Raw genomic sequence first — 15746 nt, forward strand, 5'->3', positions numbered from 1 at the left:
GAAGAGCATATGGGACTGTTTTTTTGTTTAATTAAGTAGGATCCCAATGCAAGATTCTGTTATTCAATTCAGTGATTTATCTCTGAATGATTCTATCCTTTCTGCTCTAGACGGAATGGGTTTCGTGTCACCAACTCCAATTCAGGCTGCGGCAATCCCACACCTATTGGAAGGTGCTGACGCGCTGGGTAAAGCTCAAACAGGTACAGGTAAAACAGCAGCGTTCTCTCTGCCTCTTCTCAACAAACTCGATCTAAACCAACGCAAACCGCAAGCGATTGTACTTGCTCCGACTCGTGAGCTGGCAATTCAGGTTGCAGCGGAAATGAAAAACCTTGGTAAAAACATCAAAGGTTTGAAAGTTCTAGAGATTTACGGTGGCGCATCTATTGTCGACCAAATGCGTGCTCTTAAAAGTGGCGCTCATGTAGTTGTCGGTACTCCAGGCCGTGTTCAAGATCTTATCAATCGCGAACGTCTACACCTAGACGAAGTTAGTACTTTCGTTCTTGATGAAGCAGACGAAATGCTAAACATGGGTTTCGTAGATGACGTAACTGCGATCATGGAGCACGCTCCAGAGTCAGCACAACGTGTTCTGTTTTCTGCAACTATGCCTCCAATGCTGAAGAAGATCGTTGAACGTTTCCTTCGTGACCCTGTAACGGTTGACGTTGCTGGTAAAAACCACACTGTAGACAAAGTTCAACAACAGTTCTGGGTAGTGAAAGGTGTAGAGAAAGATGAAGCAATGTCTCGTCTTCTTGAAACTGAAGAAACTGACGCGTCAATCGTATTCGTACGTACTCGTCAAGATACTGAGCGTCTGGCTGACTGGCTATCTGCACGTGGCTTCAAAGCAGCTGCACTGCACGGTGACATTCCTCAGTCTCTACGTGAACGTACTGTTGATCACATCAAACAAGGTGTTATTGACATCCTAGTTGCAACTGATGTTGTAGCTCGTGGTCTTGACGTTCCACGTATTACGCACGTATTTAACTACGACATCCCATTTGATGTTGAGTCATACATCCACCGTATCGGTCGTACTGGCCGTGCTGGACGTAAAGGTAAAGCGATCCTTCTAGTTCGCACTAACCAAATTCGTATGCTTCGCACTATCGAGCGTGTAACTAAGTCATCTATGGAAGAAATCCAACTTCCTCTACGTGACCAAGTTGCTGAAGCTCGTCTAGCTAAGCTAGGCGCTGAGCTTGAAGCAGAGAAAGAGCACAAAGCACTAGACAAATTTGCTGAGTTGGTAGAGAAACTACAAACTTCTCTAGACATCGACCCTGCAACACTTGCTGCTATGCTTCTTAAGCGTCAGCAAGGCAAACGTCCTCTGTTCTATATTGGCGAAGACCCAATGGTTGAAGCAATTGAGCGTGACAAGCAACGTCGTAAAGAGCGCCGTGAAGGTGGTCGCGACGGCGGTCGTAACTTCAACAACCAAGACTGGGATACTTACCAGCTTCAAGTTGGTCGTGAGCAAGGCGTTCAAGTTAAAGACATCGTTGGCGCTCTAGCAAACGAACTAGGTCTAGGTAAAGGTTCTATCGGTGCGATCAAACTAGCTCAAGGTCACACATTCGTACAGCTACCTAAAGCAATGACTTCAGACGCGGCGAACAAGCTAAGCAAACTACGTATCCGTCAACAAGATGTTGGTGCTGTAGTATGTGACTTCGATGATTTCCGCGAGTCTCGTGGTGGTCGCCGTGACGGTGGTCGTCGCGATGGTGGTCGTCGTGATGGCGGTGGTTACCGTGGCAACCGCGAAGGCGGCAATCGTGGTGGTGATCGTCGTGAAGGCGGTCGTCGCGAAGGTGGTTTCCGTGGTAACCGTGACGGCAACCGCGATGGTAATCGTGAAGGTGGCGAACGTCGTTTCGATCGCAACCGTGGTGGTGATCACCGTGGTGCACATCGTGGTGAACGTGGTCACGGTCGTGGCCGTCGTACAGACGCATAATCACGAGTGATTAAAGCGACGGTTTAAGTTGCTACAAAAAGAATTGAAAGCCGAGCAAAGCGCTCGGCTTTTTTATGCGCGTCTAATACGGTTTTGCTTTTCATCGTGTTTGTTTACCCAACTTATTACTTCGTCTAAGGGCAGGGCAGAACAAGTAACCCTGAATGATGTCACAGCCTCGACTTCTCAAAAAATGCAGTGTGTCCATGTCTTGAACGCCTTCTGCTACGACCGAATACCCTAATCCATGTGCTAGCGCAATCGTGTTCTCAACGATAGAGCGGGAGCCTTCAGTGCGGCTTGCTGTGAAAAGAAATTAACCAGCTTACCTTGAAACGTATTATCAATCTTTCGACGTTTTTGAGGTTATCTCATAATTTGAATCAGTCATTGGCCTTCAGGTTGTGTCATGTCTTCGATAGACTCAAAGTAGTATTTACGATAAGGGAGCCCAGTAAGAGCGTCATGGACGGCATTGCGCTTCTCTCTTTCAGCAACAGTATGAAGCTTTAATATCGAATCGTTGCTCCACTTAATCACCAGCACGACAAAGATACTGCCGCCAAAAAGTATAAGAGAAACCCCCGTTTCTAAGAGAGAAGTAATAGGTTTTTGCATGATAGCGTGCAAAAAAACGGCATAAGCAAAAATGAAACAGCTGATTAACAATAATAGGAAAGTCCACCCGGTTACGTCAGTTTTCGAGCAGATGTTTTTTGTCATCTGCCATCCCCAGCAGAGCAAAATCAAACCTAAGATCACTAATAGAAATGCAATAGTGGGCACATTATTACCCCGATTTATTGATTGGTTTGTTATTTTTGTTCACCCAATAAACAACGTAGCTTATATATCTGACTTTGTACAAATTGACCTATTCATAAATTATGTTTAACAAGTGATATTTTTTAGTCTTCAAATAAAATCAAAACTTGCTACAGATCAACAAAATTTGTTCAATCAAATCGCTTTTACTAAAAGATTGTTGAAAGATTAAAAAATTATTGAATAATAGAGGGGCAAACAAGAAGTACGCAGCGCACAAGCGCTATTACAACCTCTGCTCTACAACAGGATAACTATTTCATGTCTAATTCGTTTGTACTGGTGATCAACTCTGGTAGCTCTTCATTAAAATTTGCTGTTATTGATTCTGAAACCGGTGAAGCTTTGGTATCAGGTATTGGTGAGTGTTTTGGCCTACCTGAAGCTGAAATCAGTTGGAAATATCAGGGAGAAAAAACCGTTGAAGCAATTCCAGCTGGCGGTAACCATCATCAGTACGCTGTTGAGCGAGTGGTAAAACTACTCGAAACTCTAGGTTTGAGCTCAAAATTTGTCGCTGTAGGCCATCGCATTGTCGCAGGCGGTGAAACCTTTAAAGGAACTGTGAAAGTTGATGAAACAGTTATTCAAGAAGTAGAGCGCCTTGCTGAACTTGCACCACTTCATAACAAAGCGAACGCTGAAGGCATGAGAGCGGCAATGGCGGCGTTCCCTTCACTGCCTCAATTTGCTGTATTCGACACTGCTTTCCACCAAACAATGCCAGCCAAAGCCTTTATGTACGCACTTCCTTACGAGCTTTACGAAGAGCATAAAGTGCGTCGTTACGGTGCTCATGGCACAAGCCACTACTACGTAAGCCGTGAAGCAGCGAAAATGCTAGATAAGCCGGTTGAAGAAAGCAGCTTTATCACTGTGCACTTAGGTAACGGTGCATCAGTGAGTGCGGTTAAAAATGGCGAATGTGTTGATACAAGTATGGGTTTGACGCCGTTAGCTGGCCTAATGATGGGCACTCGCTGTGGTGACCTCGACCCAAGTGTTATCGAGTTCCTTTTCCGTAAAGGCTGGGAAAAAGACGAAGTGTTCGAGATGATGAACAAGAAGTCAGGTTTCTTAGGTGTATCTGGTGTGACAAGTGATGCTCGTGGCGTACTAGAAGCAATGGAAGCGGGGAATTCACGTGCGAAGTTGGCATTTGAGATCTTCACTTACCGCGTTGCGAAATACATTACATCCTACCTCGCGGCTCTGGATTCATTAGACGGCATCATCTTCACTGGTGGTATTGGTGAAAACTCACTACCAATTCGTCGTGAAATCTTGAAAAACCTAAAACTGTTAGGTTTTGTTGAAGATCAGAAAGGTAACGAAGATGCAAGATTTGGTAACGCAGGTGTTATTGCAACATCTGAGTTGTTAGGTGCCAAAGCTCTTGTTATTCCTACTAACGAGGAATTTGTGATAGCCAAACAATCGGTTGAGCTATTGTAATATATAACGAAAACAGAAAGTTAAAAGCGAGCCTCGTGCTCGCTTTTTTTACTTAAAGCAATTTGACAATTACTCTTTGGGTTTCAGAGCTTCGCGCTTTTCGATTAAAAAATCCATCAAGACGCGGATTTTTTTCGGCATATGCTCTCGTGAAGGTATATACAAATAAAACCCTGGAAACTCTTTGCACCAAGGTGTCAGAACTCGGGTCAATCTTCCCTCATTTATGTGCTTTTCCACCCATAAATCAATATGCTTCACTAAACCCACACCCTGTATTGCAGCTTGTAACATACTATAGTCATCATTAAAAATAGCATTGCCTTTAGGCTCGAAAACGAGGGTGCGCTTTGCAACATCTGGAGAGGTTAGCGACCAATGATCAATTGTTCCGCTAGAGGTAAAACGATAAGCAAGGCAATTGTGATCTTCTAAATCCTCAGGAGTTTGAGGTAGTCCATTTTGCCTAAAGTATTCAGGAGAGCTCACTATTGCCGTTGTTAACGGCGGAGTAATAGGGATCGCAACCATATGTTCATCTAAGCTTAATCCTAAGCGAATGCCAGCGTCAACGCCTTCTGCGACGATGTTAGAAAACCCATCATCCATGATTAGCTCTAGGCGTATTTTAGGATAACGAGAGAGGAACTCACCTAGATAGGGCTCAATAAGCAGCCGAGCAGCGGTTCTTGATACACTGATACGGATTAATCCCGAAGGCTCAAGATGAGAGTCGTTCAATTCGTTAACGACCTGCTCAATGTTCACCAATGAAGGTTGCAAAATATCAAGCAGACGTTGGCCTTCTTCCGTCAGCGACATACTTCTGGTGGTTCGATTAATTAACCGAACTTGTAGCTGTTGTTCTAACGCTTTTAGGTGTTGTGATAAGGCAGCACGGGTTACCCCCATTTCTAAGGCTGCTTTAGTGAAACTGCGATGGCGAGCAATATGTGCAAACCACGTCAGTGATGAAATTAAAGAAGGTTCTATTCTCATTTGTTAAGTATAACTAAACAGTCATGTAGATAAAACGATATTTATCCGAAACAGTGTGTTGACTAATATTACCTCGAAGCTTAGGTCAGCCTGAGATGAACAGTTAACCTCTAATGGAGAATGTCGCTATGTCTAAAGTCACTTTCAAAAATCTCAATGGTCAAGGTATTGAGATTTCAGCGGTTATCAACTTCCCTACAGATTTTGATGCAAGTAAACAATATGCGGCGGTTGTTGTTTCACACCCAGGTGGTGGCGTAAAAGAGCAAACCGCAGGCCTATATGCGAGTAAACTTGCAAAAAGCGGCATAATTGCCATTGCGTTTGACCGTTCGTATCAAGGTGAAAGTACAGGTGAGCCTCGCCAAATGGAAAACCCTTACACGAGTACTGAAGACGTGAGCGCAGTCGTCGACTATCTGACAACGTTAGAGTACGTCGATAACGATAAAATTGGCGCAATGGGGATTTGTGCTGGTGCGGGCTATAGTGCAAATGCAGCGATCAATGATCGTCGAATCAAAGCACTGGGTATGGTTAGTGCCGTAAACATTGGCCAAATGTTCCGTAATGGTTGGGATAATTCGGTTAACGATGCTGACGCTGTTGGTTACTTAGAATTTGGTTCGAATGCTCGCACAACCGACACGAATGGTACAGAATTCGCGACTATTCCTCTAGCTCCGATGCGTGAAGAAGATGCCTCAAATGCAGAGCTACGCGAAGCTTGGGAGTATTACCACACACCACGTTGTGAACATCCAAATGCGCCGGGTTTTGCTCTAACTCGTAACTTAAACCAGATCATTACTTACGATGCGTACCACAAAGCGGAAGCATTCCTAACTCAGCCAATTCTTGCTGTCGTTGGTAGTGACGCAGGCAGCAAATGGATGAGTGATGACCTGATAGAACGTGCAGCGAGTTCAGATAAAACCTTGTATGCCATTGATGGTGCAAACCATATGTCGCTTTATGATGTTGCCGAATACGTCGATGACGCAGTATCCCAACTCGCATCTTTCTTCCAACGCACTCTTTAATATTCCCGATGAAAGGCTCAATTGCTTCGAGCCTTTCTGCTCTCAAGGCTTTTTACTCTTAAGGTATTGATTATGAATATGCAAAAAATCACTTTTAGAAATGCTGATATGGCTTGGGATATGTCTGCATTAATTTTATTTCCAGAAGGCTTCAATGAATCGAAACGCTACCCAACAATGATAAGCGTTCATCCTTTTGGTAGTTGTAAAGAACAAACATCCAGCGCTGTCTATGGTAAAGCCCTTGCTGAGTTAGGTTACGTCGTGATCGCATTTGACGCGAGCTTCCAAGGAGAATCGGGAGGATTGCCTCGCTACGTAGAAGACCCAAGTCAACGTGTTGAAGATATCAGTCGCGTTATCGACTATGCAGTAACTTTACCATATGTCGATGAGAATAGAATTGGTGGACTCGGTATCTGCGGCGGTGGTGGTTACATGATCAATTCAGCCCTAACCGAAAAGCGCTTGAAAGCTGTCGTAGGTATTACGCCTGTTAACTTAGGCCGCTTGTTCCGTGAAGGCTTTAGTATGTACGACCCTATCGCCAATCTTGAAGCTATGGCTGCACAGAGAACAGCCGAAGCTCGCGGCTCAGAGCTGAAAATCGATGAACTTCTTCCTCCAAATATTGAATTTGCAAAAGAAAATGGATTAACAGAACGAGACGTGTTCGAAGCTACTGAATACTACAAAACATCACGTGGACAAACCGAAGGTGGTGCAACTCGTATGCTGTTTTCACATGCACAGAAAACACTGAGCTGGGATGCCTTTGCATTTGCCGAAACGTTATTGACTCAGCCTGTTATGGCCGTGGTAGGGCAAAAAGTCGGGGCGTTTGGTGCTTATCGTGATGGGCAGGAAATTTATGGCCGCTCTGTTCAATCAAAAGACCGACAGCTGGTTAATTTGGAAAATTGGTCTCACTATGAACTGTATGACCATCCAGAAGCAGTCGGCATTGCAATGGACAAGGTTTCTGCATTCCTTGAAACACACTTAAAATAATCTAATAAGTTAGAAGCGTTTTGTAGAGTTGCAAAGCGCTTATTTTTAACAGCGTAAGATGTAGTTCGAAGCGAGTAGGTCGGTAAATCTTCGTGCGAATAACCTCATCTACAGGCTATTGACTAAATACCACTGCCAAATACTGTTTAAGACAATGTAGACTGAGACCTAATTAAAGGCGTTAGATAGGAAGGCAGTTTAATTCATGCGCAAATCAGATAAGAAGGTCGAGAATCTAATTAGAGAAGTGTTGACCGAAGTTTGTGAAGATACGCTAAAAGGCTACGATGGCTTTCTTTGGGTGACTCATACCGTCAAATTCTCTTCTTTTCCACAAAGTTTAGAAATAGTCTGTGTATTCGAAACGAAGCAAGATCGAGCTAACTTTTTTGAAGGAGAGGGCCGCCAGCATGTTTCCACAACTATTCAAAAGGCATTTAATAAGGTAGGAGTGCAACTAAAGAACGTCAGTAAGCAAATCAGTTACGATACAAAACAAAAGCATTAGCGCAGGCAGCAATGGTCCGTAATAAAATGGTGCTTGGCTACCTTGCTATAAAAATGCAAAGGGCACTGGATGGGCAATGAAGCTTCAGCTCACTTAGATATACATCGGTGTAACTATGAGTTATGGAGTTATGGATTGTGAATACGGTTGGTTTTCTAATGTTGCCTTAAGAGGCCATGATTAGTCGTTTACAATGAGTAAAGTACAAACTTCTGCATGGTGGATATCCGCAGAAAATTATTGAAAAGAAAGGCTCTAGCTGGAGCGGTCTATCATTTTCTTTGGGTTACCTCGACTATGAATAGCTTAATTGCTATGTTTCGCAAAATATATGGAGAATCTCCTGCGCGTTATTTTTCTAGATGCCGTGCAGAATAATGTGTTGACCGGCTGAGGGAAAAATGAAAACCAAAATAATAATGTCGTTTCTACTCGCTACATTGTGTGTCAGTGCCAGCGCCAGTACGAATGAGCCGAAATACCATTCTGCGCTAACAATCAAAACGGGATTCAGTGAAGACAGAGATAAGCCAGTAGAAGTCTATTATTGGTATCCCACAACGAACGAAAAAAACAATTTCACGTTTGGTAGGGGGAACATTTTTAAATCAGTCGAAACGCAGTTAGATGCCCCTTTAGCAAGTGGAAAATTTCCCGTTGTGCTTTTGTCGCAGGGCGGAACACGGTCAGCGTTTTCCCACAGTGGTTGGATAGCCTCGAGCCTGGCGCAACAAGGTTATGTCGTTGTGGTACCAAAGCCTCCTGCACCGAACGAAATCAATGCAGAAATGGCTGTCGATGAAATCACATTCAGAACCAGTGATTTGGTGCTTGGGCTGAACGAATTAAGTTCGGTCGGGATACTGTCCGGAGGCGTAGATACTGATGCAGTGCAGGGGGTCGGCTTTTTTCTGGGCGGCACATCTATGCTGATGCTCTCCGGAGCGCAAATAAGCCCGGAGAAATATCGAACATCGTGTCACAACGCCACCAATGTAGACTGTCATTGGTTACGTGAAAATAACGTTGATATTACCAGCATCCCGGATCAAAAATTTCCCCGATTTCAGTCTGAAAACAAACTGAAATCGGTCGTCGTTATCAACCCTGAGCTAACGAAAACTTTTGTCCCTGAAACTCTGGCCTTGATGAACAATGCTATCACCGTGGTGGCGCTCTCTGATCGGCTATATCCCGCACTGACACCAGCCGAATCACTTGTTGCTCTTCCCAATGTAACATTTCAAGAGATCCCCAGTGCGAGTCAGTTTAGTGCGTTCGCAGAATGTACTGAGCGTGGCATTAAAATTCTCGCATCAGAAGGGGAGGAAGCACTTTGCCAGGAGCGTGACGAGGTTTCCAGAAAGGACAATCATCAGCACATTTTGGATGTAATTCTGGCCAGGTTAACAAAGTCATAAGAGTGCAACAATGAGGAGCTTTCTTACACATTGTGTGCTTGGACCAGCAAAGCGAGAAGTAAGTTTTTGCAGGCTTATCCTTTCACCATAGTGCAAGGCCTACTAGTGACCGTGTTATTTGCTCTAACTAAGTACTTGTACCAACATTTTGAAACTTAGAAGAACACACAAAATACCAACGATTTTCTTAAGAACTTTATTTGGGAAATACTCTGCACAACGCACGCCGAGGCTAGTAGTTAAGTAGCTACTAATGGAGAAGCTGAGCATTGCAGGAAGGTATATGTATCCTAAGACTAAGTTGTTCCAATCTGTATTTTCCCATCCGTTTAACATGTAACCGAGGCTTCCTGACAGCGCGATAGGGAAACCTATCGCAGCAGAGGTTCCAATAGCACGTTTTACTTCAAAATTTTGCTGGACAAGATAGGGGATGATCAACCCCGCACCGCTTATAGAGACAAGTGCTGATACAGAGCCAATGACCGAGCCTACAGTGATATTACCGATAGCCCCATGTGGGTTAGGGTTGTACTCATTTTCAGTGTTGAGGAACATCTTATAAGCGACATACAACATGAATACGCTGAAAAAGCCTGCCAGATAGACTCCTTGTAGATACGATGCTACGAATGTGGCGCAAAATGTTCCGACTAGAACTCCGCTCAACATTTTTACTACCATTGTCGAGTCTACATTCTCTTTTTTGTAGTGAGCGCGCATGCTGCCCAATGTTGTAATAATCATCGAAGCCATTGATGTCCCCAACGCAAGATGCACTACTTCCGTATCAGCTATTCCCTGTAGTGAAAATAGAAACGCAAAAATAGGGACGGCCATTCCACCACCACCCACACCAACGAGTCCTGCGAGAAAGCCAATGCCCAAGCCTGCCGTAATGTAATAGATAATAAAGATAGGTTCGTTCATGATGGTTCTGCCTTCGATAAAATGGTCGTTGCTAAAATGTTACTCGAACGCTAACTTGCTATGGTAACGTTAAGAGGACAGAAAATAATGAATAATGGCCAAAATGGAATTGAGTAAATAAAGTGACAAACTCTGATTACAGCGAATGGAAAAATGGCGCCGCACTGATCGTTAAGGAGTGGCAGCATGAAAGGAGCGACTTCAACCATTTGGATCAACGGCCACATAATTGGCACAGTCATCATCGAGGCCAGTTACTGTGTATAGATGAAGGGCTAATTCAGGTCAAAACCGATGAAGGAACGTGGATACTACCACCTCACCGAGCTGGTTGGATCCCCCCGGGTTCGATGCACAGTGTTTATTTTTGTGGTTCTCTGAAAGGTCGTTCATTACTGTTTACTCCAGAGAGTTGTGAGCGGTTTCCAATGAGACCTTGTGTTATCCAAATGAGCGATGTGTTGAAAGCCCTATCGGTTAGAGCATCGATATGGAGCAAAACAGACGATCTATCCATACAGTCTTTACGTATTCTCGCCGTAATATCCGATGAAATCGTCAATAGCCCTCATGAGTCACTCCACATCCCACTGCCCAGAGATCCGAGACTGCAAAAAGTTACTCAAGCAATTTTAATAGACCCAAACAGCAAGCATTCTGTAGAGCATTGGGCCAATATTGGGGCAGTCTCATCTCGGACGTTAAGACGATTGATTCGAAGTGAGTTAAACATGAGTTTTAGTGAATGGCGGCAACAAGTACTGCTAATACATTCATTAGAAATGATAGCTCGAGGGGAATCTGTAGGAACGGTTGCACATGCTTTGGGTTATTCGACGCCCAGCAACTTTATCGCGATGTTTCGTCGGGTCTATGGCGATTCACCTACGCGTTACTTTTCTAATCGCGGAATATAATTTCCGTGCTCGCATGCTCATGATGTTCCCCTAATTATTTTTAATCAAAAAAGGTAAATATTGAAAAGATTAATTGTTATGTTATAACATTGCTTTGTTTGGGGCTCTACAATTTGTTGTTTAAAGAATTGATCTCACAACCAGTAGTCTCCTATTGAGAGAGAGTAAACGTTGATTTCTTCACAAGCGTTGTCTGACTTGACTCTACATGGGGTGGGACTGTGTCAATATGTCCGTGAACTAGAGCGAAATCGTAACGATTACTAGGTCTCATAGCCCTAGAAAATCAACGTTATTAAAACCTTTACCTGACCTTTTTAACGCTTGGGAGGAAGATATATGAGCATTGATGTAGTTGAGAACCCGCTTCGTGTCCAAACAACATCATCGTTGGCGATATCGACATCAGCGAACATACTTAGCGACATCTACAAACCAGAGCACAATATTGCCATATGGCAGCGAACGCTCTCGAAAGAGTTGACGAAGGACATTAATTTGATGCTGGCTCAGGAGCCTAGATTGGCACTGGTACAAAGTGTCACGCCAGATGATGCTGCACAATGGGTACGAAGCAAGTTAGAGGGCTATGCGTGTGCTGATGCGCTGAGTGAAGATGTTGCTTTAATCGTCGATATGTTCTGCTGTTTGTTTGAGGTTAAAGAAGCAGGTTTGAGGCTAACTCGCCTAGACAGCCCGATGTGCCCGAAATTTCACTTTGATCGTGTGCCTTGCAGACTTGTCATAACTTATACCGGCCGAGCGACCGAATGGTTAACCAACGATACCATTGATCGCACTAAACTCGGTGCCGGTAGTCTTGGTCAACCTGATCACCTATCGGGATTATACGACTCTGAAAGTGCAATACGACGAATGCAGCCTGGCGATGTTGCCCTGCTCAAAGGAAGTGGTTGGGAAGGCAATGAAGCCACTGGACTTATACATCGCTCTCCACATGTTGCAGACAATGAACGTCGCTTACTACTCACATTGGATTTCATCTAGAGATATGAGAAAGCTCAAAACGGTAGATGACGTCATGAAGCAGGTAGAGAAAATCTGCCTGCTGCGAGGTAAACAACTTACTACTAAACGGAAATTGATACTGACTTCACTACTATATGCGGAGAAGCCGCTTTCTGCCTACGAACTAGTTGACTACTGCAATCACAACTTTTCTCAAAACATTCAAGCGATGTCGGTTTATCGAATACTAGATTTCCTTGAAGCAGAGCACTTTGTCCATAAGCTCAATACATCTAGTAAATACGTCGTTTGTTCTCAAATCGCGTGCGATCAGGAGCATGGCGTTCCACAGTTTTTGATTTGCTCTCAGTGTGGAAAGGTTAGTGAAATAGCGGTTGAAGCCAATGTTATTTCTAGCGTATGTGCGAAAGCCATACAAGAAGGCTTCACCGTTCTTAGCCCACAATTTGAGATTTCCTGTGTTTGCGATGAATGCGCAAACCGCCCCCTATGAGGCAGACACACGATCTCCCCTTATAGCTTCACAAGGTGACCGAGTATTGGCCACATTTATAAATTATCTAAAAGAATGAATTATGTCAGCAACATTGATTAAAAACGCTCGGGTGGTCAACGAAGGAGCCATTACCGAAACAGATTTACGTATTGTTGATCAAAGAATTGACAAGATTGCTACTAATATATCCGTACAACACGGAGATATTGTAATTGATGCTAAAGGGGCTTATTTACTGCCAGGCATGATTGACGATCAAGTGCATTTCCGAGAACCTGGGCTGACACATAAAGGCACAATTGCAAGCGAGTCGCGGGCAGCGGTAGCCGGCGGTATTACAAGCTACATGGAAATGCCCAATGTTAGTCCGGCTACAACGACTATTGACTCGTTAGAGCGCAAGTTCGCTCTCGCTAAAGAAAGCTCGTTTGCGAATTATTCTTTCTACCTCGGTGCAACCGAAGACAATCTTGAACAGATTAAACAACTTAACCCCAAACAACATTGTGGTGTGAAAGTATTTATGGGGGCATCAACAGGAAATTTGTTAGTCGAAGATCCGCAAGCGTTGGAGTCAATTTTTCGTGACTCTCCAGTACTCATTGTTACTCATTGTGAAAGTGGGGCTGTCATTAAACAAAATCAGCAAAAGCAACGACTTAAGAAGTCAGAGTTCACCATCGAAGACCATCCCATTTTGCGTGACGAAGAGGCCTGTTACGCTTCATCTTCTTATGCGGTAGAACTTGCCAAAAAGTATCACAGCCAACTGCATGTGCTGCACATCACAACGGCGAAGGAGCTAGCACTTTTTGACGAGGGAGACATTCGAGATAAATCAATCACCGCGGAGGCTTGTGTTCACCATCTTTGGTTCAGCAACAAAGATTATGGCGCTCTTGGTAATTTGATCAAATGTAATCCTTCAATCAAGTTTCCTAGTGACCGCGATGCGTTGTTAAAAGCGTTAAATACGGGGCAAATAGATATCATTGCAACAGATCACGCTCCTCACACTTGGCAAGAAAAACAAGTGCCTTACGAGCAGGCTCCAGCCGGACTGCCGTTAGTTCAGCATGCGTTACTGACTCTCTTCGAGCATGTCCGTTTAGGTCATATGAGTTTGACTCAAGTAGTCGAAAAAACTGCGCACAACCCGGCCATTCGCTATGGCATTCAAGGCCGAGGTTTTATTCGTGAAGGTTACTACGCCGACTTGGTGTTGGTTGATGATCATACCCCAACACGAGTTAGCAACGAAAACAGTTTATATCACTGTGGTTGGTCGCCTTTTGCTGGACATGAATTTTCAGCTCAAATTCAAAAGACTTGGGTCAATGGCGCGCTAGTTTATGCCAATAACAAAGTCATCGATAAACCAGCTGCAGCGATGCGTTTATCCTTCAATCGTTAAGTCGCTGACCGTAAAAAAAGAGCCATAAACAAACTGGAAGCATTATGTTAAGAAGAAACCCAACGGGCCATATGCCACAGGTGTCCTCAACAGCCTTTATCGATCCAACCGCTATTATCTGTGGCAAAGTCATTATTGAGGATAACGTTTTTATTGGACCCTATGCTGTTATTCGAGCTGACGAAGTTAATAACCATGGAGATATGGAAGCTATCGTCATCAAACGTGACACCAATATCCAAGATGGTGTCGTAATTCACTCTAAGGCAGGGGCTGCGGTGACCATTGGTGAGCGCTCATCCATTGCTCATCGTTCGGTTATTCATGGTCCTTGTCAGGTTTGTGATGATGTTTTCATTGGCTTCAACTCCGTCGTGTTCAATAGCGTCATCGGTGAGAGGTGTGTTATTCGTCATAACTGTGTCGTCGATGGCCTCGATTTACCCGCTTATTTCCATGTACCACCGATGACTAATATTGGTGTCGGTTTTGATTTAGAGAGTATCTCTAAAGTGCCGCCAGAATATTCAGCTTTTTCCGAATCCGTCGTTTCTGCCAACCATGAACTAGTCCAAGGCTACCGGAGAATTGCCAATGAACTTTAATAAGCCACTGATTTCGCGAGTGCCGACTAACATCATCACTGGCTTTCTCGGGGTGGGGAAAACATCGGCAATAATGCACTTATTGACCCATAAACCGAGTCATGAACGTTGGGCTGTATTGGTCAATGAATTTGGCGAAGTTGGTATTGATGGCAGCTTGTTACAAGGCCAAAAAAAACAACAAGACCAAGTGTTTATTCGAGAGGTCCCCGGGGGATGTATGTGCTGTGCAGCAGGTCTTCCGATGCAAATCGCCTTAAATCAATTATTGTCTGAAGCAAGGCCAGATCGATTGTTGATTGAGCCTACAGGCCTTGGTCATCCTAAAGAAGTACTGCAAGTGCTATCGACCGAGTATTATCGTCAAATTCTCGCTTTGCAAAAAAACATTACTTTAGTCGATGCACGTAAACTATCGGATCCTAAGTACACTGAGCATGAAACGTTTAACCAGCAAATCACTATCGCAGATACAGTGGTAGGTAATAAGCGCGATCTCTATCAAGATGGAGATGAGCAAAAGCTGACGGCTTATATAGCAAAGCTCGGTCTGCGGGAAACAAAAGTGATTTTCGCTGAACATGGCGCTATCCCTTTTCATGAATGTGAGGGAGCGACTCGTATTGACGTGCAAAAAACGCCCTCTGTTCTTTATCGTGAAAGAGAGAAAAAGTCACTTGTTCCTGAGTTGCCTATGCCTGAGAGCGGCATTCTAAAAGCAACCAATCAGGGGGAAGGTTTCTACAGTATCGGTTGGCGTATATCCGCTGAAAACGTGTTCGAACATCAAAAGCTGAGATTATTGCTGCTCGACCTCAAGGTCGAACGAATGAAAGCGGTTTTTATCACGGGAAGCGGTATTTTTGGTTACAATCTAACATCAGATGGACTCACAGAATTTGAACTAGACGAGTGTTCAGAAAGCCGCCTAGAACTGATCTCTTCCGGTCTAGATGACCAATTTGAAGATAGATTATTTCGATGTTTGGAGAAGGCATCATGATAGAAAAGAGAAAACTCTCCTTTTAACCATAATGTCTTACCTCCTTAAAATTCTAGTGGGGTTTCTTTTAAAGCTGCGCTTAGGGCACTTATGCTGCCGTATTAGGGTGGGGTTAGTACCCGTATTTTCTGCCTATGCGGTTCAGGCACAG

The 15746-nt window shown here is 44.0% G+C and carries 15 protein-coding genes and 1 pseudogene; 12 read left to right on the forward strand and 4 right to left on the reverse strand.

Features of this window, described 5'->3' with window-relative positions:
- Window positions 1-46: 46 nt before the first annotated feature.
- Window positions 47-1978: a DEAD/DEAH box helicase gene (locus R7P72_RS14920; protein WP_005375680.1), complete on the forward strand. Its 1932-nt coding sequence runs from the start codon at window positions 47-49 to the stop codon at window positions 1976-1978.
- A gap of 72 nt (window positions 1979-2050) precedes the next feature.
- Here the strand turns inward: R7P72_RS14920 and R7P72_RS26365 are convergent.
- Together R7P72_RS26365 and R7P72_RS26370 are read right to left on the reverse strand one after the other, a co-directional pair.
- A pseudogene (locus R7P72_RS26365) lies at window positions 2051-2294 on the reverse strand (EAL domain-containing protein); the annotation flags it as partial.
- Between the two features lie 71 nt (window positions 2295-2365).
- Window positions 2366-2596, reverse strand: coding sequence for a hypothetical protein (locus R7P72_RS26370; protein ID WP_224721257.1), 231 nt, complete (start codon window positions 2594-2596; stop codon window positions 2366-2368).
- A 468-nt stretch (window positions 2597-3064) separates the two neighbouring features.
- Between R7P72_RS26370 and R7P72_RS14930 the strand changes: the two genes are divergently transcribed.
- Window positions 3065-4258, forward strand: coding sequence for an acetate/propionate family kinase (locus R7P72_RS14930; protein ID WP_017821080.1), 1194 nt, complete (start codon window positions 3065-3067; stop codon window positions 4256-4258).
- 69 nt (window positions 4259-4327) lie between these two features.
- On the opposite strand, the gene R7P72_RS14935 is transcribed toward R7P72_RS14930, so the two are convergent.
- Window positions 4328-5257 (reverse strand): LysR family transcriptional regulator, encoded by a 930-nt coding sequence (locus R7P72_RS14935; RefSeq protein WP_017821079.1) that lies wholly within the window; start codon window positions 5255-5257, stop codon window positions 4328-4330.
- A 128-nt stretch (window positions 5258-5385) separates the two neighbouring features.
- Here R7P72_RS14935 and R7P72_RS14940 point away from each other — a divergent pair, with 128 nt between their 5' ends.
- From R7P72_RS14940 to R7P72_RS14955, 4 genes are all read left to right on the forward strand, one after another.
- A complete protein-coding gene (locus R7P72_RS14940) occupies window positions 5386-6300 on the forward strand; it encodes an alpha/beta hydrolase (RefSeq protein ID WP_017821078.1) in 915 nt (304 codons plus the stop codon).
- Window positions 6301-6372: 72 nt separating this feature from the next.
- Window positions 6373-7311, forward strand: coding sequence for an alpha/beta hydrolase (locus R7P72_RS14945; protein ID WP_005375705.1), 939 nt, complete (start codon window positions 6373-6375; stop codon window positions 7309-7311).
- Between the two features lie 205 nt (window positions 7312-7516).
- Window positions 7517-7819 carry a hypothetical protein gene (locus R7P72_RS14950; RefSeq protein ID WP_005375707.1) on the forward strand — a complete coding sequence of 101 codons (303 nt, stop codon included), beginning with the start codon at window positions 7517-7519 and terminating at the stop codon, window positions 7817-7819.
- 401 nt (window positions 7820-8220) lie between these two features.
- Complete coding sequence (locus tag R7P72_RS14955; protein ID WP_062730946.1) at window positions 8221-9240, forward strand: alpha/beta hydrolase family protein; 1020 nt, start codon at window positions 8221-8223, stop codon at window positions 9238-9240.
- Between the two features lie 123 nt (window positions 9241-9363).
- Here R7P72_RS14955 and R7P72_RS14960 read toward each other — a convergent pair whose 3' ends face one another.
- On the reverse strand, window positions 9364-10170 hold the full coding sequence (locus tag R7P72_RS14960; RefSeq protein WP_213906898.1) for a sulfite exporter TauE/SafE family protein: 807 nt from the start codon (window positions 10168-10170) through the stop codon (window positions 9364-9366).
- Window positions 10171-10292: 122 nt separating this feature from the next.
- Between R7P72_RS14960 and R7P72_RS14965 the strand changes: the two genes are divergently transcribed.
- The 6 genes from R7P72_RS14965 (at window position 10293) to R7P72_RS14990 (ending at window position 15595) form a co-directional block, all read left to right on the forward strand.
- Window positions 10293-11087 (forward strand): AraC family transcriptional regulator, encoded by a 795-nt coding sequence (locus R7P72_RS14965; protein ID WP_053307803.1) that lies wholly within the window; start codon window positions 10293-10295, stop codon window positions 11085-11087.
- A gap of 339 nt (window positions 11088-11426) precedes the next feature.
- A complete protein-coding gene (locus tag R7P72_RS14970; RefSeq protein ID WP_025767648.1) occupies window positions 11427-12095 on the forward strand; it encodes a DUF1826 domain-containing protein in 669 nt (222 codons plus the stop codon).
- 4 nt (window positions 12096-12099) lie between these two features.
- Complete coding sequence (locus tag R7P72_RS14975; RefSeq protein ID WP_017821073.1) at window positions 12100-12570, forward strand: Fur family transcriptional regulator; 471 nt, start codon at window positions 12100-12102, stop codon at window positions 12568-12570.
- Between the two features lie 82 nt (window positions 12571-12652).
- Window positions 12653-13987: a dihydroorotase gene (locus tag R7P72_RS14980; RefSeq protein ID WP_213906897.1), complete on the forward strand. Its 1335-nt coding sequence runs from the start codon at window positions 12653-12655 to the stop codon at window positions 13985-13987.
- 44 nt (window positions 13988-14031) lie between these two features.
- A complete protein-coding gene (locus R7P72_RS14985; RefSeq protein ID WP_213916933.1) occupies window positions 14032-14592 on the forward strand; it encodes a carbonate dehydratase in 561 nt (186 codons plus the stop codon).
- Window positions 14582-15595 (forward strand): CobW family GTP-binding protein, encoded by a 1014-nt coding sequence (locus R7P72_RS14990; RefSeq protein WP_136976449.1) that lies wholly within the window; start codon window positions 14582-14584, stop codon window positions 15593-15595. The genes R7P72_RS14985 and R7P72_RS14990 overlap by 11 nt, the downstream gene beginning before the upstream one ends.
- The last annotated feature ends 151 nt before the right edge of the window (window positions 15596-15746 follow it).

Source organism: Vibrio sp. Vb0888, assembly GCF_033338835.1.
Lineage (GTDB): Bacteria > Pseudomonadota > Gammaproteobacteria > Enterobacterales > Vibrionaceae > Vibrio > Vibrio alginolyticus.

Bases quoted from the DNA above. Each gene is read 5' to 3' on its own strand.
- R7P72_RS14930 (WP_017821080.1), top strand. From the start codon at position 3,065: ATGTCTAATTCGTTTGTACTGGTGATCAACTCTGGTAGCTCTTCATTA.
- R7P72_RS14985 (WP_213916933.1), top strand. From the start codon at position 14,032: ATGTTAAGAAGAAACCCAACGGGCCATATGCCACAGGTGTCCTCAACA.
- R7P72_RS14975 (WP_017821073.1), top strand. From the start codon at position 12,100: ATGAGAAAGCTCAAAACGGTAGATGACGTCATGAAGCAGGTAGAGAAA.
- R7P72_RS14970 (WP_025767648.1), top strand. From the start codon at position 11,427: ATGAGCATTGATGTAGTTGAGAACCCGCTTCGTGTCCAAACAACATCA.
- R7P72_RS26370 (WP_224721257.1), bottom strand. From the start codon at position 2,596: ATGCAAAAACCTATTACTTCTCTCTTAGAAACGGGGGTTTCTCTTATA.
- R7P72_RS14990 (WP_136976449.1), top strand. From the start codon at position 14,582: ATGAACTTTAATAAGCCACTGATTTCGCGAGTGCCGACTAACATCATC.
- R7P72_RS14950 (WP_005375707.1), top strand. From the start codon at position 7,517: ATGCGCAAATCAGATAAGAAGGTCGAGAATCTAATTAGAGAAGTGTTG.
- R7P72_RS14940 (WP_017821078.1), top strand. From the start codon at position 5,386: ATGTCTAAAGTCACTTTCAAAAATCTCAATGGTCAAGGTATTGAGATT.
- R7P72_RS14960 (WP_213906898.1), bottom strand. From the start codon at position 10,170: ATGAACGAACCTATCTTTATTATCTATTACATTACGGCAGGCTTGGGC.
- R7P72_RS14955 (WP_062730946.1), top strand. From the start codon at position 8,221: ATGAAAACCAAAATAATAATGTCGTTTCTACTCGCTACATTGTGTGTC.
- R7P72_RS14935 (WP_017821079.1), bottom strand. From the start codon at position 5,257: ATGAGAATAGAACCTTCTTTAATTTCATCACTGACGTGGTTTGCACAT.
- R7P72_RS14980 (WP_213906897.1), top strand. From the start codon at position 12,653: ATGTCAGCAACATTGATTAAAAACGCTCGGGTGGTCAACGAAGGAGCC.
- R7P72_RS14945 (WP_005375705.1), top strand. From the start codon at position 6,373: ATGAATATGCAAAAAATCACTTTTAGAAATGCTGATATGGCTTGGGAT.
- R7P72_RS14920 (WP_005375680.1), top strand. From the start codon at position 47: ATGCAAGATTCTGTTATTCAATTCAGTGATTTATCTCTGAATGATTCT.